The following is a 21,023-nucleotide window of genomic DNA, read 5'->3' on the forward strand; positions in this document are numbered from 1 at the left end:
GCACCGGCGCTGGCCGTCACTCCCGGGACGGCCCCCGGAGCGATGTCTCCCCTTCCATTGACTCTTTCGCAGCCCCAGAGGCCGTACCTCGCGGCAGCATGGCTCCACGCCCCCACCCGCTGACGAGCGCGGTTCGCTCCGTCAGCGCGTGATCCCAGCGTCGTCGCTCAGGGGCGACGGACGCGTCGAAGCAGGCTGAAGATGCGCGCTCCCAGCTCGGGCGCGCGGAAAGGCTTCACGACATAGTCGTCGGCGCCGCTGGCGAAGGCCTCGACCATGTCCTGCGAGGCGGCGTTGGCCGTGAGGAAGAGGACCGGGATCTCGGAGAGGTTAGGCTCGCGGCGAAGGAGGCGGCAGAGTTCGAGGCCGCTCATCCGAGGGAGGTTCCAGTCGAGCACGACGAGATCGAAGGCCTCGTCACGCACGCGTGCCAGGGCATCCTCGGCGCTGGAAACGCTGGAGACACGAAGGGCGACCGCTTCGAGCATGACGGCGACCAGCTCCCGGATGTCGGGATCGTCGTCCACGATGAGGACGCGAGCATTCGGGGGCGGAGGGCGACTGGGACGCAATCCGGCGCCCTGAGGCCGGGGGGGAGCGCTGGAGCGGCGCGCGCTGGTGGAGCTGCCTGGAGCCGGGGTAGCTGGCTCACGAAACAGCTCTTCCGAGTCCACCTGAGAGCTCGGTCGGGGGGCCTCGGTGCGGGCGAAGTGGGCGAGGCGAAGCCAGTCCCGAGGCTCGAAATTGAGGCGCGCCCCCTCCGGTGAGATCGCCACGCGCGCAGCCGCCGAGGTGGCCCGCCCCGAGCTGCCGAGCTCGAAGATGGCGAGCACCCACTCCCCGTCGTCGACCGTGACCCCAGCAGGAACCCCTAGATCCAGCTCCGCGTCGAGCTCGGCGCCCTGGAGGACCTGCTCGAATTGCTCCAGATCGGGGAAGCGGTAAAGGACGCTTCTCACGCCGCCACGCTACACCGCCGCTAGCGCCCCGCAAGGGGTCCGACTAAGCTCCGCCCGCGATGTGTCCCCAGCGATTGTTGCCCCTGGTCGGCGCTCTGGCGCTCTTCGGGGTGGCTTGTACTCCCAAATCAGAGCCCAGCGACCACAAGCCGGCAGCGAGCCCCGAAGTCTCCTTGTCGGGCGTGGACACCTCCGCGCTCACGCCTCGTGAGCGACGAGAGTGGGCGGCCCAGGTCTCCGAGCTGCTCGCGCCGTGTCCCGACACGCCGGTGAGCATCGCCCAGTGCGTGAAGGAGCAGCGCGCTTGCAAGTCGTGCCTGCCGGCTGCGCAGTTCCTGCTGAAGCACGTGAAGGCCGGGCGCACGAAGGCGGAGCGGGAGGAAGCCTTCCACTCGCGCTTCGACGCAACCAAAACGAAGACCATCGTGACCGATGGCTCCCCGACGATCGGGCCGCCCGACGCGCCCATCACCATCGTGGAGTGGGCCGATTTCGAGTGCCCTTCTTGCCGGGTCATGATGCCGGTGCTCGATCAGGTCGAGAAGCGCTTCCGCGGCCAGGTGAAGGTCGTCTTCAAGTTCTATCCCCTCGCATCCCATCCGCACGGGGAGATCGCAGCACGCGCTGCGGTGGCCGCCATGAACCAGGACAAGTTCTGGGAAATGCACCACGTGATGTTCGAGCGTCAGGATCGGCTCGAGCAGACGGATCTGGAGCGCTATGCGCGCGATCTCGGCCTCGACCTGCCCCGGTTCAAGAAGGACCTGACGGTAGAGGAGACCACGCAGCGCATCGAGAAGGACCGGAAGCAAGCGGATGAACTGGGTCTCACGGGGACCCCGATGGTGTTCATCAACGGGCGCGAGGTGGAGCTCCAGTTCCTGAACAGCACGTACGAGGATCTCGAGGACTGGGTGAAGCTCGACCTCGAGCTGGCTGGCCAGACGGTCGCGCCGGCGCCGAAGAAGGTCGAGGCGGCGAAGGGTGAAACGCCGCCAGCCGGAAGCGCGGCCCCCGACACGGCGCCCACCACGACCCCGAGCGGCAAGCCTGCCGCAGCCGGGACCGCGTCGCCGTGAAGGTCTCCGATCCCTGTGGTTGCTTCCCGACCGGGCGTCACTACCCGGGGATTGCTCACCTCGTAAAGATCCGCGCGGTGGGCGTTGCCGCCGAGATGGATGCGTCGGCGCCCTGGATCGATCACCCGATCGCATTCATCGACGTGGAGACGACGGGTCGCGATCCGCAGAACGATCGGATCATCGAGCTGGGTATCGTGATCGGGCGCGGCGGCGTGCTCCAGGATCCGCCGTTCAACTGGCTGATCCACCCGGGTCGGCCCATCCCGCCGGAGAGCTCTGCGATTCACGGGATCACCGACGCCGACGTCGAAGGCAAGCCGTCGTTCGCCGAGGTGGCCGGCGAGATCGTCGGCGCGCTGCGGAGCGCGATCCCTGCCGCATACAACGCGAGCTTCGACCGGGCATTCGTGCTCGCCGAGCTGGAGCGCGCAGGCGTCCGTCCCTCCGATCCGCCGCCGGCGATGCGCCGAGAGGTGGACTGGATCGACCCGTTGACGTTCGCGCGTGAGGTGTACAAGTCGGAGGAGAGCCGAGCGCTGGGCGACATGGCGGCCCGGCTGGGGATCTCGCTGGAGAACGCGCACCGTGCGAAGGACGACGCGGCAGCCGCGCTGCAGGTCCTCTATGCGCTGGCCAGGGATCCTCGGGTGCCTCGGCCCTACGGCAGCTTGATCCAGGAGCAGCGTCGGCTCTCGCGTCAGCAGAACGAGGCACGCAAGCTCTGGCGACGGCCGAGCTGAGGCCGTGACCGAGGGGCCGAAGCGGAGGCTCCCGATCGTGGGCAGCGACGCGCCCAGGCGCACAGCGTCGCTCGGCGCCGGAGGAAGCCGTGGTCCCCAAACGACCGAGGGCGAAGAGGCCGAGGGGGAGGAGAGACCCCCCTGGCACTGGGCGGTGTTCGGGATGGTGGCGACGTTCGCGGTGTGGCTGCCCCTGGCCGCAGGGACGCACGCGCTGCTGCAGCGGGTGCTGCTCCTGGGGGTGGTTGGCGGAGAACTCCCCGCGCGAGCACAAGCGGTGATGGTGGGGGCGAATGCGCTGGCGTTCGCGCTGGCCGCGGCGGCGGGTGGGCTCCTGGTGGGGCGGTATGGAGGACGCGCAGGGCGTCGTGAAGCGACGGCAGGTGGCGCGCTCGCGGCGGGGATGGCGTGGACGCTGGCGGTCCTGCAAGGAGCCAGCGCGGGTGTGGTGGTCTGGGGGCTGCTGCTGGTGGTGATGGCGAGCCTGGGCGGGGGCGCGGCGCGGCTGGGTGGGTGGCTCGGGCTGCGCTGCCGGCCGCGGGGATGACACGCGGGTGGTGGGCTACTGGCTGCGCCATGAGCTGGCGAGGGGCTCAAGGCACGCGGCGGATCGGCGCGTGCGCCGCCGGGAGGGAGACGTAGAATTCACCGCTTCGGGGGTCGCGGGCGTCCGGCGCGACGTCCAGCAAGGGCCGGAGCGCGAAGGGGCGCTGTTCGAGCCGTGGATGCGGAACGACGAGTTCTGGCAGGGCGTGGATCTCTCCTTCGATCCAGAGCACGTCGAGATCCAGCGTGCGCGGTCCCCAGCGCACGGGATCGGGCCGGATGCGGCCGTGGGCGCGCTCGATGGCGAGCACGCGATCGAGGATGTCGAGGGCCGGCAGCTCGCTCGCGAGCAGCGCTGCAGCGTTGAGGTAGTCAGGCTGGGGAGGACCACCTGCAGGTGGGGTCTCGTAACGCGGCGACTCGGCGAGGACCGAGAAGGCAGGGTCCGAGCGCAAAGCGGCCATCGCCGAAGCAAGGGTGGCTGGTCGATCGCCGAGGTTCGAGCCCATGCCGAGAACGATGCGGCGTGCGCGGTTCATCGCGGCGGGACTCTATCGCGGTAGGCTCCGGCCATGGGTCCTTCTCTGGAGGCGCTGGCGGAGATCTCGCGGCGCATGCGTGCTCATGCTCGTCAGGCGACGCAGTCGGTCGCATTGCTCATTCTCGCCGCTGGCTGTGCAGGAGGGCCGTCGAGCCTCGTTCATACCGCCGCGTCCGACACGGAATCGGTCACTGCCCCCACCGGGCTTACTACGGCGGCCACGCCCGCAAAAACCGTGGATGGAGCGCTCGACCCGGAGCTCACGAGCTATCCCTACCCGTTCCCCGTTCAGTTCTTCTCGTTCACCTCGCAACGCCAAGCGTTGCGCATGGCGTACATGGATGTCGCGCCAGCGCGCCCCAATGGACGGGTGGTCTTGCTCCTGCATGGCAAGAATTTCTCGGGTGCCTACTGGGAGCCCACGATCCGCGCGCTCGGCGAGCGAGGGTTCCGGGTGGTCGTCCCCGATCAGGTTGGTTTCGGCAAGTCGTCCAAGCCCGAGGCGTACCAGTTCACCTTCCAGGCGCTCGCCGAGAACACGCGCGCCTTGCTGGACTCGCTGGGCGTCGAGCGCGTCTCCGTGATCGGCCACTCGATGGGCGGCATGCTTGCGGCGCGATGGACGCTGATGATGCCGAAGCGCACCGAGAAGCTGGTGCTGGTGAACCCGATCGGGCTGGAGGACTGGAAGCTCGTGGTGCCTTACAGGTCCGTCGACGCCTGGTACCAGCAGGAACTCGCGGCGACGCCAGAGAGCATCCGGGAGTACCAGCGGACGAGTTACTACGACGGGACGTGGAAGCCCGAGTACGAGCGGCTCATCGAGATCCAGGCGGGCTGGTCCCGCCACCCCGAGTTCAAGCGCGTGGCCTGGAATGCGGCGCTGACGTACGACATGATCTTCACTCAGCCCGTCGTGTACGAGCTGCAGCACATCGCGGTGTCGACGCTGCTGCTCATCGGTCAGCGAGACCGAACGGCGCTGGGCAAGGCCTGGGCCTCCAAGGAGGCGGCGGGCACGCTCGGGGACTATCCGGCGCTCGGCAGGAAGGCAGCGCAGGCCATCCTGGGCTCACGGCTCGTGGAGCTTGGCGGCGTGGGACACCTGCCCCAGGTGGAAGCCTTCGAAGCGTACCGGGATGCGCTCGTACCGTTTCTGGAGGCTGGAGGAACCGCCGGGAAGCGCGGACGATGAGCGGCTCAGTCCGCCATGTCGGTGGCACGGCGCCCGCTGGCCCGCCGACGCCCCTCGGGACGAGGGGGGAACGCGCGCCGATCCTCGGGGGCCCGTCTCGAGATGGGGGATCGCCGCTCGAGGCCGCTGTAGATCGAGTCCATCGTCGGGACCGCGCCAACGAAGAGCGCTCTCAGCTCCTCGAAGGTCTCCGGCATGGCGGCCATCACCGTGGCCGCGTGGGATCGGCAGAGCAGCAGCGTGCGCAGCTCGACGATCACCCGCAGTAGTCCCGACCCCGGCCGCTCCTCACCCCCGCAGACCGCGCAGCGCGTGCTCGACTCACCCATGTCGACCACCACTCACTCAACCAGGGACGACGGGCCAAGTTCTCGACGACCTGAGGGTGGCACGATCGCTCAACCGCGCACTTTTCGCACACGCTCCTCCGCCCAGGCAATTACCCGGGCAGCGTGATCCACATTCGTGAACCGGCTCAGCTCCTGAATCCCCGTCGGGCTGGTCACATTGACCTCGGTGAGGCGCTCGCCAATGACATCCAGCCCCACGAAGTGGAGCGCATCGGCACGGAGCCGTGGGGCGAGCGCACGGACCATGGCCTGCTCACGCTCCGTCAGCTCCGTGGGCACGACGCTGCCTCCGACGTGGATGTTGGAGCGAAGATCATCGCTCCGCGGCACGCGCAGGATGCTCCCGAGCGGCTCCCCGTCCAGCAGGAGGATCCGTTTGTCGCCCGCGACCACGGAAGGAAGGTATTCCTGCACCATCGCCAGACGCCGCCCTTCGCCGGTGAGCATGTCGACGATGGCCCGCCCGTTCTTGTCCCCCGGCGTCAGCCGCAGCACGCCCACCCCGCCCGCTCCGTCGAGCGGCTTCACCACCGCGCTGCCATACTGGCGCGCAAAGGCGTGGATCTCTTCCCCATCGGCCGTGACCAGCGTCCGCGGCGTCCACTCGGGAAAGTTCAGCGCGTAGAGCTTCTCGTTCGCATCCCGCAGGCTGCGCGGGTCATTCACGATGAGCGGGCATTTGCGTGCGTGGTCCAGCACCAGGGTGGCATAGAGGTAGCTGCGATCGAACGGCGGATCCTTGCGGATGAAGATGGCGTCGACGTCACCGAGGCGCACGCGCTCACGCCCCGCTCCGGCGTCGAAGGCGATGTACGGAGGCGCGCTGGAGATCGAGATCTTCTGCACGAACGCATGCGCCTCTCCGTCGCTGATGGACAGATCACGGTGAAGGCAGTGATGGCTCTCGTGCCCCCGCTCCTGAGCAGCTCGGATGAACGCGAAGGTCGTGTCTTTCTCATGGTGGACGGTGCTCAGGGGATCCATCACGAACACGAAGCGCATGGGCGTTCCTCTCAGTAATCAGGCCGTCGACGGTTCGGGGGTTGCGTCCCCCGAAGCGGAGGACGCATCCTAGCCCACGTGAACGTTCACCGCGCCCTATCTCCTCTCGCTGCCACAGCAGCGCTCGGCCTGCTCCTGGCTGCCTTCCCGGTGGGTTGTGGCGCGACGCCATCTGCACCGCCGCAGGTCGGCCCACCTGCTGAAGCGACGCCCTCCACACCCGAGGTCACCACCACGGCGACCGAGACGCCGCCTGCGGCTCCCGCGGCCCCACGTCATCGGTTCGGTGTCGCGACCGAAAGCGCATCCGCGACGCGCGTGGTCATGGACGTGCTCGGCAAGGGTGGTAACGCCGTCGATGGCGCCATCGCCGGACTGCTCGCCATCGGCGTCTCCCAGCCTGTCTCCAGCGGAATTGGAGGCGGCGGCTTCGCCCTCGTGTGGAACGCCAAGGAACGCAAAGCGACCGTGCTGGACTTCCGTGAGACAGCACCATCCGGCTTGAATCCTGCCGACTACGTCACCAGGCCACCGCCCGAAAACAAACGCGGCGTCATGGTGGGCGTCCCCGGTGAGGTCGCAGGCATCGCCGAGATGCACGCACGCTGGGGCAAGCTGGCCTTCACCGACCTCGTACGAGGCGCCGCGGACCTCGCCGACAAGGGCTTCCCGCTCAGCGCCCACCTCGCGCGCGGCCTCAAGTGGACCGAGAAGTGGGTGCTGTCCACGCCGCGCTACAGCTTCTTTCATCCCGCGGGCAAACTGGCGAGCCCCGGCGATCAGATCAGGAACCCGGCACTCGCCGCCACGCTGCGCAGGATCGGCGCCGAAGGCAAAGATGCCTTCTACCAGGGCAAGATCGCCGCCGACGTCCTCGCGACCGCGCGTGCCGGAGGCAGCCGGATGAGCGCTGCGGACATCGAGAGCTACAAAGTCATCGAGCGCGAGCCACTCACGACGACCTGGGAAGGGAACCGGATCTACACGATGCCCCCGCCCTCCTCGGGCGGCCTCATGTTGCTCGAAGCCCTCCACATGCACAGCAAGGCGGAGCTGAGCGCGCTCGGGTACGGCACCGGCGCGTACGTCCACCTCCTGGCAGAGACGCTCCGCGGCGCCATCGCCGACCGCGTCCACTACATCGGCGATCCCAGCTCCATGACCATGGATCCGATGAAGCTCGCAGCTCCGGCCCGGATGAAGGCCCGACGAGCGCGCATCAGCATGGACTCCACCATGCCACCCGCGGGTTTCCCGATCACCGAAGCCGGCACCAGCCACCTCGTCGTGATCGACGCGGAAGGCAACGTCGTCTCCGCGACGAGCACCGTGAACAACCCCTTCGGAGCGCAGCTCGTCACCGAAGGTGGCTTCGTGCTCAACGACGAGCTCAACGACTTCACCTCCGAGAAGATCGCCAAGCTCTTCAACCTGAAGACCCCCGCGAGCACGCCTCGTGCAGGAGCACGTCCCGTCTCCAGCATGACGCCGACCCTCGTGCTCCGAGACGATCAGCCCGTACTCGCGCTCGGCGGGTCCGGCGGCATGCGCATCGCCACGGGCACCACCCAGATCACCCTGGCGAACCTGGTGTTCGGTCGAGCGATCGACGAAGCCATCGCCGACTGGCGCGTCGAGACGCCGGCCATGGGCGGCCTGTGGATCGACCCCAGCGTGCCCCCCGACGTCGTGCAGGACCTCGAGAAGCGCGGCGAGAAGGTCGACACGTCGAAGCTCAACGTCAGCGCCATCCAGGGTCTCACGGTCGACTACACGAACGGCGGTCGCGTCATCCGCGCGGCAGCGGACCCGCGCAAGGGCGGGACTGGCGCTGTCGAGTAGACAGGCTCCTGAGGCACGAGACCTCCTCGTGGCCGCGCCTTCGCTGGCTCGGCTCCTGTGGGTCTCGTGCTGGAGGGGAAGAAACTCGACCGAGAGCGGCAGGACGCATGCAGCGCCTGCGCCGCGCTCTCACTGCATGGCGGCGAGAACGAGCTGCGTGCTCTCCTCGTCACTGAGATCGGTCGCCAGCGCATAGCCGACGCCGCTTCGCTCTGCGGCCACCACCGAGTACCCGCTGATGCGACCCACGTAGACGGGCCGCTCGTGGACGATGCGCGGGCGAAGAACGGGCGCCTTCTGCACCGGGACGACCTGGGAGTTGAACAGGTAGACGGTCACGCGATGGCCGCCCTGAACCGTGTACTGCAACAACGCGGCACGACGATCACGCATCGTGTGCACACGCGCTCCCTTGAAATCGACAGGGAACGGCTGGAACTGAGGTCGCCGCACGGGCACGCCAACGAACGGATCGAACCGAGGCAGATCCTCCGGGTTGGTCGTCTCCGGAGGAAGCGGCTGCGCGTGCTGCGTGACCAGATCGTTCAGGAGCGACTCCACACTCGCCGCTGCCATCACGTCGTTCTGCATGGGCGCGACGGGCAGTTCCGCCACCCCGGCTTCGGCCCTCACGCGGTGCTGCTGATAGCCAGCCAGCGCGAACGCCACGCTCGCGGCGGCAGCGAAGCCTGCCACGTAGCGCTTCTGGATCAGCTGCGGCTGCATCCCCGATACCGACGCTGCACCGGCCACGGCGGCAGCCGCTTCGCGTGCTCGCTCGCCCGCGATCGTCGTCGTCAGCCGCGCGCGAAGCGCATTCGGACAGCAGCGCGACGTCGTGCGTCGCAGGCTCACCCGCGACGCACGCGCCAGCATCACTCGTTCGAAACAGCCCGAGCACTGGCGCAGATGCCCTTCGAGATCGACGACGTGTGCCGGGTCGAGCTCCCCATCAACGTATGCTGTCAGTGCCAGGTCGAGGCGTGCGCAGTCATCCATCTGTCGTGCGGCGCTCATGCTACTCCCCGCTTGCGCTTCCTGTACGCACCCAGATCAGCAGGCGCCTCGCTCGACTTCTTCCCGTCATCCTCACCCACGATACCCAGTAGCACGGCTTGCTCGCGCAGGGTCTTCTGCAGGAGCTTGCGACCACGGTGCAATCGCGACATCACCGTCCCGATCGGGCAACCCATCGCATCCGCGATCTCTTTGTAGCTCAGCTCCTCGATGTCCGAGAGGATCACCGCCAGCCGGAACTCATCGGGCAGCTCGTCCAGGGCACGCTGCACCTCCGCCTCGATGAGCGGCGACAGCGCCTGGGTCTCCGGATCCCGCATCCCGCGCATCGTCGTTGCCCCGACCCAGCCATCGGTCAGCGGCTCCGCGTCGGGTCCTTCGAACAGGTCTCGCTCCAGACCGCCTCGACGGTACCGGTTGATGAACGTGTTCGTCAGGATCCGGAGGAGCCATGCCTTGAGGTTGGTCCCCGGCTCGAACTGCTTCCGGGCCCTCATCGCTTTCACGATGGTGTCCTGGACGAGGTCTTCGGCTTCCGTGGAGCTCTTCGTCATCCGGCAGCTCACGCTGTAAAGCGTGTCCAGATGGCCGAGCAGTTCGATTTCGAAGGCGTCTGGGCGGCTCGCCTCGCCTGTCGCCAAGGAAATATCCTGGGCGATCGAGGCGGGCTTCTTACTGAAGAAGAACGGCATGGGTCTAACCGTGGGAACAGAGACGGGCGCCGGCTTATTCCTGCGACCTTCGCTCCTGCTCGCCGGCGGTCCCTCCGTTGCTCGGCAGGCCGGCCGCGGGCTTGTCCTCCGCGTTTTCCAGCTCCTGGATGCGGCGCTCGAGGGTGTCGACCCGCTCGACCAGCTGCCGGACGCCGATTTCCAGGTCGCGGAACAGGCCGACGACGGGGAGGATCGTCCGGATCCGCTCGTCCACGGCGTGCTGCCACTGGTCGAGGGTCTGCTTGGAACTCTCCACGATGCCGCTCAAGCGGCTCTTTCCGGCCGCTTTGTCCCCTTCCGCGGTTGCGGCAGCGACGGCCGGAGCGGGGGGAACCGGGGGGAGCGGCTCGGCCGCATCCTCGGGCGATCCGGGGATTGCACCGCCAGCTTCCACGCCTCCAGGAATCAGGCGGCCGATCGGCCCTTCCCGCAGGGTGGAGAGGAACCGTTCTCCACGTTCCTGGATCAGATCACGCAGGGTCCCCAGCGGAACCGAGCGGGGCTGGGCCTTGAGATCTTCGGAAATGATCAGCGCCAGTGTGACCTCGGTTTTGTCCTCCTTGGTCGCGTTGTCGATGATCTGGACCTCTTCGCCAGCACGCACCATCTCCCCAATCTGCTGGAGGGTGACGTAGCGACTGTCCTTCGTGTCGTATAGCTTACGGTTGGAATAGCGCTTGATGATGCGTCGCGGCATCTCGCCGGCGGGTGTCTCCTTCACCGATTCCATCTCCTCTTGCGCCTCTACCGTTCAGCGCGATTGGACCATTGCGGGCATGGTCGCGCAAGTGCTCAGGTTCCTTGGTGACTCAGAACGGACGTCTTCAGGAGGGACCTGCCCCTTGCAATCACGCTGTGGACGGCCGTGGAGCCGAAATAGAGCCAGCCATTGAGTTGAGAGACGTTTCCGCTCGGTATCCCAGTGGTCGGCTCGCTCTGAACAAAGTGTCACTCGCAGTGCACCCCGGGGAACTCTGGGCCGTACTCGGTCCCAACGGGGCGGGCAAATCTACGCTGGTACGCGTCATTTCTGGCGCGCTGCGACCTACCGCCGGACAACTACTACTTCGGGGACGCCCCTTGGAGACGATGAATCGACGCCAGCTCGCCCGACGGCTGGCGATCGTCCCCCAGGCGGCCCCCCCACCTGCCCGGTTCTCGGTCCGGGAGGTGGTCATGATGGGGCGCTCCCCGCATCAGGGCGCCTGGATGCGGGCGTCCGACGAAGACCAGGACGCGACGCACCGCGCCCTCGACGCCTGCGGCCTCGTCGACCTCGCGGAGCGCCCCGTCGATCAGCTTTCGGGTGGCGAGCAGCGGCGGGTCGCCATCGCGCGGGCGCTCGCTCAGGGAGGCGAGATCCTGGTGCTGGACGAGCCGGGGGCGCACCTCGACATCCGCCACTCCATCGAGCTTTACGAAGTCATCCGGCGCGAGGTGGCCGAGCGGCGCCTGGCTTGTGTGGCCGTCCTCCACGATCTGAACGCCGCGGCCCAGTATGCCGACCGGATCGCGCTGCTCAAGGGAGGCAGCTTGCTCGCTCGCGGGACCATCGAAGAGGTGATGACGTACCAGCGCCTCAAAGACGCCTTCGAGGCCGAGCTGTACGTCGGCGTGAACGAGCTCGACCGGACGCGGTACTTCCTCCCCGTCCGCCCTCCTCCTCCTTGAGGGCGCTTTCTGGGCCCCTCGCGCCTGCCAAGAATTCGCCCGGCCGAGTGACCAGCCCTTATAAGCGCGGCATGCGCCAAGCTCCCCCCCGGAGAGCTGCCCTGTCCCTCCTGACGCTCTGCCTGATCACGCTCCTCGGTGCCCTGGGGTGCGCTGGAGATCTCGCGCCCGATCTCCTCAACGTCGTCGATGTCGTCCCGCGCATCGTGGACGCAGGCGACCGCCTCGAAATCCTCGGAAACAACCTGCCGACCGGCGAGAAGCGGGAGGCGGTGGTCGTCTTCGAGGGGGAGCTGCGTCGCGCTGGACAGCCGCCCCTGACGAGGCAGCGCATCGAGATCGATCGCGCCCAGATGACCGGGGATCGGGTCTCTCTCCGGTTCAACGAGTCGCTCCAGGGGCAGTTCTGCGGCCAGGGAGACGAAGCGATCCACACGACGTTCCGAGGCAAGGTCACCGTACGGGTCGCCTCGGTCGGGCGCGGCGCGCTGGAGGTCAAAGGGACGGTCGAAGGCGTCGAGATCGACTTCGTCCCGCCCACGCCGCGACGAGCAATCATCGACGCCCGCAACCGGGAAGGCAGCCGCGCCCTCGAGTACCTCGGGATCGCCGCCTCGAACGACACCCCTCCGGCGGGAGGCCTCCTCATCAACGCCGTCCGCCCGGGCAGCCCCGCGAACGACACGGGCCTGGTCGCCGGTGATGTGATCGTCGCCTTCGAAGGGGTGCGCGTCCTCTCCCTCGCCGACGTGATCCCGAGCGGACATGAGCGGACCCCCGAGATCGTGACGCAGCAGGGCAATGGCCCCCTCCTCAAGCGGACCATCTCCGTCGAGGCCTTCAAGCCGAGCGGTTCGAGCGACCTGCTCGGCGCCGGTATTCTTCTCGGCACCGCCGCTGGCATCATCCTCTTCTTTCTTCTCCCCACGGCGCGGATCCTCGCGTGGTTCGAGCGCCGTGTCGCCTCGCGCTTGCGCTCTGGCGGGCGGACCTTGAGCCCCTCCGACGTCATCGCGGACGCCGTGCGCGCCCTTCTCAAAGAGGACCGCACGCCGCGCGAGCGCGATCGGACGAAGCTCCGCCTCACGCCCTACCTCGTGTTCATCGGCGTGTCGGCGACGTTCGTGGTGATGCCGTTCGGGCAGTACCTCGTCGCCACCGACCTCGACATCGGCGTGCTCTTCGTCATCGCCTTGACCGCGCTGCTGATGATCGGACTGCTCACCGGCGGCGGGGCGTCGCACGCGCGCTGGTCGCCGCTGGCTGGTCTCCGCTCCGTGGGCCAGATCCTGAGCTACCAGCTCCCCGCGATCGTGGCCGTCTGCTGCGTGATCATGATGACCGGCTCGCTCCGTGTCGCCGACATCATCGGCGTCCAGGGGGGCACCGCGGGTACGCCCTTCGAGGTCGGCGGATGGCCCTGGTTCTGGTTCGTCTTCCGGAGCCCCGTCACCTTCCTCCTGTTCACGCTCTACATCGTCGCCACCCTGGCCGAGGGCAGTCGACCCCATGCATCCGTCCCCGAGGCGGAAGGGCCGACGCCTGGCGCCACCTCCCCCGCGCACAGCGGGCTCCGACAGACGCTCTTCTTCTTCGCTGAATGGGCGAACGTCCTCGTCATGTGCGGCGTCGCCAGCGCGCTCTTCCTGGGCGGCTGGCAGATCCCGGGGGTCTCGGCGGCCATCGTGGAGACGAGGCCGGGCCTCCAGGCGCTGGGGGCGCTGCTCTTCCTCGTCAAGAGCTGGACCCTCATCCTGGGCGTCGTCTGGCTCCGCTGGGTCCTGCCCCGGGTTCGCCTGGACCAGATGACGAGCCTCTGCTGGAGGTGGCTCGTCCCGCTCGCGCTCACCGCGGCGTTGCTCACCGGGCTGTGGACGGTCGCCCAGGTGCCTCAGGCAACACAGCTCGTGATCAGCGTGGTCACCTTCGCGCTCTCTTTCCTCCTCCTGGCGCACTTCACCCACCGGGTCCGGGAGACCCTGCGTTCCACACGAACGCAGCTGCATCTGAACCCCTTCCTCTGAGCCGAAACCGCGTGTCACCCCTCGCGCTCGCTGGGGTATGCTGACCGCCGTGCCGATCCCTTCGAACCCCGTTCCCGAGTTCTGCGCCGCCTGCGGCTTCCCGCTGCGCGGCCCGCGGTGCGAGGCGTGCGGGGTCCACCGCGTGGCAGCCGGCCGACGTGCAGGGATGGCGCCTGACGTCGAGTCCCCCTCCGACACGGACATCGAGACCTGGCGCACGAGAGATCCCGTCCGCTTCGTCGGCCACTGCATCGCCGCGGAGGCAGGGAACACCATCCCCACGACCTCCGCACAAGACGGCATCGGCTGGATCTTCACGCTCCGCACGATGCCGCTCTTCGTGAGCTGCGAGCCCGGTGCGGACCGCGCGAGCATCGACGTCCCGGTGACCCGCGTCCCTGAACGGCAGCGCGTCCCCCTCCTTCGCGCCGCGCTCGAACTCTCGGCGCACCACCTCCCCGCCCGGCTGTGCGTACGCGACGACCTGCTCGTGCTCCGCCGCGTGATCTATCTCTCGACGCTCACCGTCGCCAGCTTGCGCCTCGCCCTCCGGACGAGCGCCGAGCGCGCCGAGCAGCTCTCGTCCTTGCTCACCGCCTGGTTCGACGCCCGCCCCGCATTCACCGACGATCAACGCACCAGCTTGAGCTGGGCCCTCATCGGGCGCTCACGCCCCCTCAAGAGCTTCTCGATCCCACCGCCAGTCCGCTCCCTCCCACCCCTCCCCTCCCAGGGCGCACCTCCCCTCGCCCCGCTCCCGCCGCCGCCGCGCTCCGCGCGCGTGCCCCCGCCCGAGCCGAGCTGGGGAGCGCCGAAGCTCGTCGAGACGGGGGTGCGCCCATCGAGCCGCGACACCGAGAGCTTGCCGGACATCCTCTCGCCGCTCTTCGCGAGCGCTCCGGCGCCATCGAGCCCCAGAGTCTCCTCCACCATCACGCCCCCGCCGTTCCCCTCGCCCCCTGGCGCACGCCGAGCGACCCCCCTCCCCGTACCGCCGAGCGGCCCTGCAGAGCTCCGCGCGGTGTACGGCGCAGGCCTCGGCGCGCTCCCGGGCGAAGCGATCCCGGGCGCCTCCGAGCGCGCTGGCGGTGCGCGCCGCGGCGGCCTCGCCGAGGTGGCCTCCCCGCCGGTCTCGGTCCCCTTCTCCATGCGCCCCCCCGCCCCCAGCGAAAGCGAGCCCGACGCCCGCCGGGAGCGCCCCCCCGCAGAGCGCTTCTGCCAGATCCTGCGCGACGCCCAGGCGCATGCCACCGCCGTGAGCTTCCTGGAGAAGCCCGGCGTGATGCTGATCCTCATCCGCTCCACCGTGTTCCGGGCCATCCTCGAGCACGGCGAGGCACTCCCGCACGCCGTCGCGCACCTCTACCGCGCCACCGCGGCCGTGACGCGCGACCTCGCCCAGGCCGAGACTTCTGGCCGCCGCGTCAGCCCGACCTCGATGGCCGAACCCGCCTTGCACGCGATGGAACGGCTCGTCAGCAGCCGAGGCCACACCCCCGACGAAAAGCCGCTCCAGATCGAGCCCCTCACCAGCGCCACCCACGCCCGCGAGCACCTCTCGCGCTACCTGCGCGAGATCGATCGCGCCCCGGCCGACCTCCCGCTCCGCCACTTCCTCGCCCTGGGCGCCCTCTCCGAGCTGCTCGTCCGCGCCAAGCTCCCCTCGAAGACCGACCAGCGGCTCCGAGAGATCGTGGCCTACGCACACCGTGACGGACCCAAGAGCGCCTCCATCGACCTGATGATGACCGCGCTGAACAGGATCGTCTCCCAGTGACGAACGCGCTCGTCACCTCCTCCCACAGCGAACTCGCCATCATGCAAGAGCACCTTGCGCGGACCCAGCGTGCCGTCGTCACGCTCCGCGCCGACTCCCGCAGAGCCGTCGGATGGATCGCGCTCCTCAATGGTGCCGTGCTCACCAGCCGCAGCGCCATCGGCTACCCCGCCGAGATCGCCATCGAACGCGAGGACGGTCTCCCCGTCGCAGGCCGGGTCGTCTCCGTCGACGTCACCCGTGACGTCACCATCGTCGTGCCGCTCGAGGTGACCAACCTCGGTGCCCCCCTCCCGCTCCGCGGCGCCCCCGACGCACGCCTCGGCGAGCCCCTCACCGCCGTCAGCACGTCACCTGGCCACGGCCTCCAGCTCACCTCGACCCGCATCGCTCGGCTCCACCACGGCAGAGGCCCTGGCTTCGACATCGACCCGCCCGCCCCGCTCGGCGCGGCGCTGCTCGACGCCGACGGCCGTGTCGTCGGCATGGTCACCGCTGCGCCTGGCAAAAGCGCGGAAGCAAACGCCACCGGCACCTCGGCCCTCCCTGCATCGACGCTCGGCACCTTGCTCGACGCCCTGGACCGCCCCCTCACCGAGCTCCGCGATCGCGCCCCCATCTACCGCTGTCCAGCCTGCGACGACCCGTACGACATCGGCGCCGACCGCTGTGGCACCTGCGGGCGCGCCCTCCCGCACGCCTTCACCCCGAGCCTCGGCCGCGCCAGCGCCGAGCGGCTCGTACGCGATGGCCTCGCCAGCATCGGCGTCACCGCGAACCGGGTCCGCACTGGCCCGACCTCGTGGCGCTTCCCCTTGCGCCCCTTCTCGACCGCGGAGGCCTGCCACCTCGAACTCACGCTCGACGAAGAGGGCCAGCAGTTCGTGATCCGCTCCCCCCTCGTGGCCCTGCCGACGGCCAACCACGAGCCGTTCTACCGGTTCCTCTTGACCATGAACGACCAGACCACGGGCGATCTCGCCGTCTCGATCACCGGCGACCACGTCGCGATCGGCAGCGCCGAGCGCGTCGAAGGGTGCGTTCCCGACACGCTCGCTTCCCGCATCCAGGACGTCGCGCGCGCGGCGGACGAGTACCGACGCACCCTCGCCGAGACCTTCGAGGCGGCGCCTCGCTACGAGCCTGGCCTCTGACGTCTCGCCGCTTCGGACCTGACGCTCCTCGCATCGGGAGGCGGGCCAGGTCCCAGACCGCGTAGAAGCGCTTACTCGGCGTCGATCCGGTACAGCGCGCCCGCCAGATCGACCACGTAGACGTTGCCCTGGTTGTCTTCGCCGAACGACGACATCGCGACGAGCGTGTTCGCGGTGTCCAGGTTCTGCCGCAGGTCCTCGACCTGCTCCACGCTCGTCCCGCCCGTCCACACGAGCGTCGTGATCCGGTTCGTGCACCAGTCACCGAACAGATACCGCCCGTTCATGTTCGGGATGGCCGACCCACGGTAGACGTAGCCACCGACCATCGAGCAGTCGCTGAAGTTGTGGTCCACCGCGAACACCGGGCAGGTCCCGGTCGAGCAGTTCGTCCCCGTGTCTGCGACCGGCCACCCGTAGTTCCGGTGGCCCGTGTTGTGGGGCTCGATGTTGACCTCTTCGTAAGCCCCGCCCACGTCGCCCATGTACAGGTCACCCGTGCAGCGGTCGAAGCTGAACCGCCAGACGTTCCGCAGCCCGTAGCTCCACACCAGCGAGTCGGCGCCCGGCATGTTGCCCGGAGGCGCCGACGCCGGGTTGTCCACGTCGAGGCGCAGCATCTTCCCGTTCCTGCTGCTCAGGTTCTGCGCCCTCGCCTCGTCTCCCCGATCGCCCGACGAGACGTACAGATACCCGTCACGCCCGAACGCCATCATCCCACCGAAGTGATGCGCGACCGGCCCCTCGATCGAGAGCACCGTCTGCGTCGGCGCCGCCTCTGCCAGGTTGGGGTTGTTCGCGGACGTCGCGTACTCGGCGACGATGCTCCGTCCCCCGGTCTGCATGTAGAACACGAAGAAGCGTCGGTTCGTCGCATGCTCGGGATGGAAGACGAGCCCGAGGAGCCCCCACTCGTCCGCCTGGCTCATCGAAGGGATCAACGACGAGATGTCGAGGAAAGGCGTGTCCAGGAGCGTACCGTTCTCGATCACCCGGATCCGGCCCCGCTGCTCGACCACGAACAGCCGCGTGTCGTCCCCCGGTGCTGCCGTCATGTAGACGGGCCTGCTCAAGCCGCTCGTCACGATCGGCGTGAGCTGGAGCGCTGGTGCCGGTCCCGTCGGCGGCTCATGATCCTCGCAGTCCAGCGCGCCCGCACCTGCGCCGCCCGTTCCTGGCGTCGTCCCACCCTCGCCGCCGGTACCGCCGGTACCACCGGCGCCACCCGTGCTGGGCTCAGAGCCGCCACCGCTCGACGTCGTCGTCGTGCTGCTGGTGTTCGTCGTCCCCCCGTCATCACCACCGCACGCCCCCTGCAGGGCAGCGACTGAACCGATAAGAGCGACCACGCACAGGGAAGAAGTGTTTCGTTTCGACAAAAGCGCCATCCGATCAAAGTAACTCAGCGTCGCCAAGGCGCAAAGCGCCTCCCGTCACGGACGACCGCGCCCCCATCGCGTCACTTCTGCCACAGCGCCACGCAGCGTGCGCCTCACGACCCACCGCACATTCCCATCCGCCACGACGCCTTCGCCTCCCGCCACGACGCCTTCGCCTCCCGCCACGACGCCTTCGCCTCTCACCACGACGTCGTCCGCCCCCTGCGTGCGACATCGCCCCAGGAAGACCGGCGAGCCAGCGCGCCCCCACCGTCACACGCTGTCCCGAAGCGCTACACCGTCCCAAAGTGCCGCACCCCCGAGACGCCGCACCACCCGACGAGCCGCACCGCCACCCCGTCGCTGCGCCGGCTCGCAGCCCCGCACCGCTCGGAGCGTTCGTGCGCATCCCTCGCCGCACCGTGCGCACGTCCTGCCGCACCTGCTCCGCCCCTGGTCCTCCTCCCTTCGTTGCCCAGCCCGCCTCACGTTGCCGCAGTGCGCCGAGACGCTTGCCAGCAGCGCGTCGATCGTGCCAAGGGTGCCCACACCCTCAATTCCCGGAGGAACTGCATGACCAAGCCAATCCGCCGCGCGGGCGTCATCGGCGCGGGCGTCATGGGCAGCGGCATCGCCGCCCACCTCGCGAACGCTGGCGTCGAGGTGGTGCTCCTCGACATCGTCCCCCCCAACCTCAACGACTCCGAGAAGAGCGATCCTGCGGCCCGCAGCCGCTTCGCCATCGGCGGGCTCGAGAAGGCCGTCAAGGCCAGGCCTGCCGCGTTCTTCCACCCTTCCTTCGCCAAGCTGGTGCGCACGGGCAACACCGAGGATCACCTCGGCGAGCTCGCGGGCTGTGATCTCATCATCGAGGCCATCATCGAGCAGATCGAGCCGAAGCGCGCGCTCTTCGCCAAGCTCGAAGAGGTCGCGCGACCGGACGCGATCATCGCCTCGAACACCTCGGGCCTGCGCATCGAGAGCATGATGGAGGGCCGCTCCGAGGCCTTCCGCAAGCGCTTCCTCGTGATGCACTTCTTCAACCCCGTCCGGTACATGAAGCTCCTCGAGCTGGTCACCGGACCGGACACCGATCCCGCGACCGTCGAGCGCGTCCAGCGCTTCGGCGAGGACGCGCTCGGCAAGGGCATCGTCTTCGGCAAGGACACGCCGAACTTCATCGCCAACCGCATCGGCGCCCACGCGATGATGACGACCATCCACCTCATGCTCGAAGAGGGCCTCGCTCCGGAGGACGTCGACGCCATCACCGGCGTCGCCATGGCCCACCCGAAGAGCGCGAGCTTCCGCACCGCGGACATGGTCGGCCTCGACACCTTCGCCCACGTGGCCGACAACTGCCACAGCTCGCTCAAGGACGACGAGGACCGCGGCGTCTTCGAGGTGCCCGCCTACATCCGCACGATGGTCGAGCGGAAGCTGCTGGGCAACAAGACCCGCGCCGGCTTCTACCGCAAGGGCAAGGGCGGCGAGGTCGACACCTTCGACCCGAAGACCCTCGAGTACCGCGGCCGCGGCGGTGACCCCGAGGTCCGCAAGGCCGTGAAGGCCATCGAGCAGATCGAGGATCCCGCAGCGCGCGTTCGCGCCCTCGTCGCCGACCAGGGCAAGGCCGGCCGCTTCGCGTGGAAGGTCCTCTCCCGCTCCCTCGCGTACTCGGCGCGCCGCCTCGGCGAGATCGCCGACGACGTCGTCGCCATCGATGACGGCCTGCGCTGGGGCTACAACTGGGACCTCGGCCCCTTCCAGACCTGGGACGCGCTCGGCTTCGAGCAGACCGTCGATCGCATGGAGAAGGACGGCATCGCCCTCCCCGCCTCCATCAAGCGCATGCGCGAGCAAGGCGCCAAGGGCTTCTACGCCGCCGACGCCGACAAGAAGCCCGCCGACTTCGACGCCTTCCTCGCGAAGAACGCTGGCACCCGCACGAACTACAGCGCCGAAGGCGCCATCTACGACGTGCTCGCTGGCAAGCCCCGGGCCCGCGCCATCGACCCGCGCACCGCCCCCCTCGCGTGGGTCCGCCGTGGCGATGCCCCCGTGCTCAAGAACGACGGCGCCGAGGCCTGGGACCTCGGTGACGGCGTCCTCGGCGTCACGTTCAAGTCCAAGGCGAACAGCATCGACGCCGACGTCATCAACCTCCTCGGCCAGGCCGCGGACAAGGCCGAGACGTCGTTCCGCGCCATGCTCGTCACCAACCAGGGCGACCACTTCTGCGTCGGCGCCAACCTGTTCATGATCGCCATGGCGGCCACGAACAAGGACTGGGAGAACATCCGCGCCACCGTGAAGGCCTACCAGGACGCGACCCAGCGCCTGAAGTACGCCAGCGTCCCCGTCGTCGTCGCCCCCTACGGCATGACCCTCGGCGGCGGCCTCGAACTGAGCTTCGCGGGCGCCTCCATCCAGGCCGCGGCCGAGACCTACGCGGGACTCGTCGAGGTCGGCGTCGGCCTCATCCCGGGCGGCGCCGGCACGCTCAACATGCTCTGGCGCGCGTTCGAGGGCATCCCCGAGGGCGCCCAGGTGAACACGCTGGAGCTCACCGCCCAGGTGTTCAAGAACATCGCCCTCGCCAAGGTCGCCACCAGCGCCGACGAAGCCAAGGCCCTCGGTTACTTCCGCAAGACCGACGGCGTCTCCTTCGACCGCGCCCGCCACCTCGCCGAGGCCAAGGGCCGCGCCATCGGCCTCGCTGCCTCCGGCTACCACGCCCCCGCCCCGCGCGCGTACAAGCTCGCTGGCGAGAGCGGCATCGCCACCCTGGCCATGATGGTCGACACCCTCGTCGCCGGCGGTTACGCCACCGAGCACGACGCGACCATCGCCCGCAAGCTCGCCGTCGTCCTCTGCGGCGGCAAGGGCGGCGCGGCCCGCGAGGTCACCGAGACCGAGCTGCTCGAACTCGAGCGCGATGCCTTCGTCAGCCTCTGCGGCGAAGAGAAGAGCCTCGAGCGCATCAAGCACATGCTGATGACCAACAAACCCCTGCGGAACTAGGAGATGG

Annotated in this window: 18 protein-coding genes; 10 read left to right on the plus strand and 8 right to left on the minus strand. The window is 68.8% G+C overall.

What is annotated here, in order from left to right; all coding sequences use genetic code 11:
- Positions 1-167 precede the first annotated feature (167 nt).
- Positions 168-959 (minus strand): response regulator transcription factor, encoded by a 792-nt coding sequence (locus CMC5_RS40105; protein ID WP_050435353.1) that lies wholly within the window; start codon positions 957-959, stop codon positions 168-170.
- A gap of 59 nt (positions 960-1,018) precedes the next feature.
- On the opposite strand from CMC5_RS40105, the gene CMC5_RS40110 reads away from it, so the two are divergent.
- From CMC5_RS40110 to CMC5_RS40120, 3 genes are all read left to right on the plus strand, one after another.
- Entirely contained in the window at positions 1,019-2,038 is a 1,020-nt protein-coding gene (locus tag CMC5_RS40110) for a DsbA family protein (RefSeq protein WP_082363276.1), read from the plus strand.
- A 77-nt stretch (positions 2,039-2,115) separates the two neighbouring features.
- On the plus strand, positions 2,116-2,781 hold the full coding sequence (locus CMC5_RS40115) for a 3'-5' exonuclease (RefSeq protein ID WP_245678149.1): 666 nt from the start codon (positions 2,116-2,118) through the stop codon (positions 2,779-2,781).
- A 37-nt stretch (positions 2,782-2,818) separates the two neighbouring features.
- Positions 2,819-3,328, plus strand: a complete 510-nt coding sequence (locus CMC5_RS40120; RefSeq protein ID WP_179955504.1) for a hypothetical protein — start codon at positions 2,819-2,821, stop codon at positions 3,326-3,328.
- A gap of 46 nt (positions 3,329-3,374) precedes the next feature.
- Here CMC5_RS40120 and folK read toward each other — a convergent pair whose 3' ends face one another.
- Positions 3,375-3,866: a 2-amino-4-hydroxy-6-hydroxymethyldihydropteridine diphosphokinase gene (folK, locus tag CMC5_RS40125; RefSeq protein WP_050435357.1), complete on the minus strand. Its 492-nt coding sequence runs from the start codon at positions 3,864-3,866 to the stop codon at positions 3,375-3,377.
- Between the two features lie 237 nt (positions 3,867-4,103).
- On the opposite strand from folK, the gene CMC5_RS40130 reads away from it, so the two are divergent.
- The gene (locus CMC5_RS40130; protein ID WP_245678151.1) at positions 4,104-5,063 is read left to right on the plus strand and encodes an alpha/beta fold hydrolase; all 960 of its coding nucleotides are present in this window, start codon (positions 4,104-4,106) and stop codon (positions 5,061-5,063) included.
- Positions 5,064-5,068: 5 nt separating this feature from the next.
- Here CMC5_RS40130 and CMC5_RS40135 read toward each other — a convergent pair whose 3' ends face one another.
- Positions 5,069-5,392 carry a hypothetical protein gene (locus CMC5_RS40135; RefSeq protein WP_050436406.1) on the minus strand — a complete coding sequence of 108 codons (324 nt, stop codon included), beginning with the start codon at positions 5,390-5,392 and terminating at the stop codon, positions 5,069-5,071.
- A gap of 69 nt (positions 5,393-5,461) precedes the next feature.
- Positions 5,462-6,415 (minus strand): glutathione synthase, encoded by a 954-nt coding sequence (gene gshB / locus CMC5_RS40140; RefSeq protein ID WP_050435358.1) that lies wholly within the window; start codon positions 6,413-6,415, stop codon positions 5,462-5,464.
- A 78-nt stretch (positions 6,416-6,493) separates the two neighbouring features.
- Here gshB and ggt point away from each other — a divergent pair, with 78 nt between their 5' ends.
- Positions 6,494-8,257, plus strand: coding sequence for a gamma-glutamyltransferase (gene ggt, locus CMC5_RS40145; protein WP_156339237.1), 1,764 nt, complete (start codon positions 6,494-6,496; stop codon positions 8,255-8,257).
- A 129-nt stretch (positions 8,258-8,386) separates the two neighbouring features.
- Here the strand turns inward: ggt and CMC5_RS40150 are convergent, their stop codons facing one another.
- Genes CMC5_RS40150 through CMC5_RS40160 form a run of 3 tightly spaced genes read right to left on the minus strand, consistent with a single transcriptional unit; the run spans position 8,387 to position 10,717 of the window.
- Entirely contained in the window at positions 8,387-9,274 is an 888-nt protein-coding gene (locus tag CMC5_RS40150; RefSeq protein WP_050435360.1) for an anti-sigma factor family protein, read from the minus strand.
- On the minus strand, positions 9,271-9,966 hold the full coding sequence (locus CMC5_RS40155; RefSeq protein ID WP_082363277.1) for a sigma-70 family RNA polymerase sigma factor: 696 nt from the start codon (positions 9,964-9,966) through the stop codon (positions 9,271-9,273). The genes CMC5_RS40150 and CMC5_RS40155 overlap by 4 nt, the downstream gene beginning before the upstream one ends.
- A 34-nt stretch (positions 9,967-10,000) precedes the next feature.
- Entirely contained in the window at positions 10,001-10,717 is a 717-nt protein-coding gene (locus CMC5_RS40160; RefSeq protein ID WP_050435361.1) for a polyhydroxyalkanoate synthesis regulator DNA-binding domain-containing protein, read from the minus strand.
- Positions 10,718-10,932: 215 nt separating this feature from the next.
- On the opposite strand from CMC5_RS40160, the gene CMC5_RS40165 reads away from it, so the two are divergent.
- The 4 genes from CMC5_RS40165 (at position 10,933) to CMC5_RS40180 (ending at position 16,613) form a co-directional block, all read left to right on the plus strand.
- Entirely contained in the window at positions 10,933-11,658 is a 726-nt protein-coding gene (locus tag CMC5_RS40165) for an ABC transporter ATP-binding protein (protein ID WP_281180794.1), read from the plus strand.
- Between the two features lie 71 nt (positions 11,659-11,729).
- Entirely contained in the window at positions 11,730-13,682 is a 1,953-nt protein-coding gene (locus CMC5_RS40170; RefSeq protein WP_050435363.1) for a complex I subunit 1/NuoH family protein, read from the plus strand.
- A gap of 49 nt (positions 13,683-13,731) precedes the next feature.
- Positions 13,732-15,459, plus strand: coding sequence for a hypothetical protein (locus CMC5_RS40175; protein ID WP_156339238.1), 1,728 nt, complete (start codon positions 13,732-13,734; stop codon positions 15,457-15,459).
- Positions 15,456-16,613: a trypsin-like peptidase domain-containing protein gene (locus CMC5_RS40180; protein WP_050435365.1), complete on the plus strand. Its 1,158-nt coding sequence runs from the start codon at positions 15,456-15,458 to the stop codon at positions 16,611-16,613. Before CMC5_RS40175 ends, CMC5_RS40180 begins: the two co-directional genes overlap by 4 nt.
- Positions 16,614-16,684: 71 nt before the next feature.
- Here CMC5_RS40180 and CMC5_RS40185 read toward each other — a convergent pair whose 3' ends face one another.
- Positions 16,685-17,962: a PQQ-dependent sugar dehydrogenase gene (locus CMC5_RS40185; protein WP_050435366.1), complete on the minus strand. Its 1,278-nt coding sequence runs from the start codon at positions 17,960-17,962 to the stop codon at positions 16,685-16,687.
- Positions 17,963-18,565: 603 nt separating this feature from the next.
- Between CMC5_RS40185 and CMC5_RS40190 the strand changes: the two genes are divergently transcribed.
- Positions 18,566-21,016, plus strand: a complete 2,451-nt coding sequence (locus CMC5_RS40190) for a 3-hydroxyacyl-CoA dehydrogenase/enoyl-CoA hydratase family protein (protein ID WP_050435367.1) — start codon at positions 18,566-18,568, stop codon at positions 21,014-21,016.
- Positions 21,017-21,023 lie beyond the last annotated feature (7 nt).

Source organism: Chondromyces crocatus (assembly GCF_001189295.1).
In the GTDB taxonomy this organism is placed as follows: Bacteria; Myxococcota_A; Polyangia; order Polyangiales; family Polyangiaceae; genus Chondromyces; species Chondromyces crocatus.

Coding starts and splice junctions, on each gene's coding strand:
- CMC5_RS40110 (WP_082363276.1), top strand. CDS start 1,019: ATGTGTCCCCAGCGATTGTTGCCCCTGGTCGGCGCTCTGGCGCTCTTC.
- folK (WP_050435357.1), bottom strand. CDS start 3,866: ATGAACCGCGCACGCCGCATCGTTCTCGGCATGGGCTCGAACCTCGGC.
- CMC5_RS40135 (WP_050436406.1), bottom strand. CDS start 5,392: ATGGGTGAGTCGAGCACGCGCTGCGCGGTCTGCGGGGGTGAGGAGCGG.
- gshB (WP_050435358.1), bottom strand. CDS start 6,415: ATGCGCTTCGTGTTCGTGATGGATCCCCTGAGCACCGTCCACCATGAG.
- CMC5_RS40150 (WP_050435360.1), bottom strand. CDS start 9,274: ATGAGCGCCGCACGACAGATGGATGACTGCGCACGCCTCGACCTGGCA.
- CMC5_RS40155 (WP_082363277.1), bottom strand. CDS start 9,966: ATGCCGTTCTTCTTCAGTAAGAAGCCCGCCTCGATCGCCCAGGATATT.
- CMC5_RS40160 (WP_050435361.1), bottom strand. CDS start 10,717: ATGGAATCGGTGAAGGAGACACCCGCCGGCGAGATGCCGCGACGCATC.
- CMC5_RS40170 (WP_050435363.1), top strand. CDS start 11,730: ATGCGCCAAGCTCCCCCCCGGAGAGCTGCCCTGTCCCTCCTGACGCTC.
- CMC5_RS40190 (WP_050435367.1), top strand. CDS start 18,566: ATGACCAAGCCAATCCGCCGCGCGGGCGTCATCGGCGCGGGCGTCATG.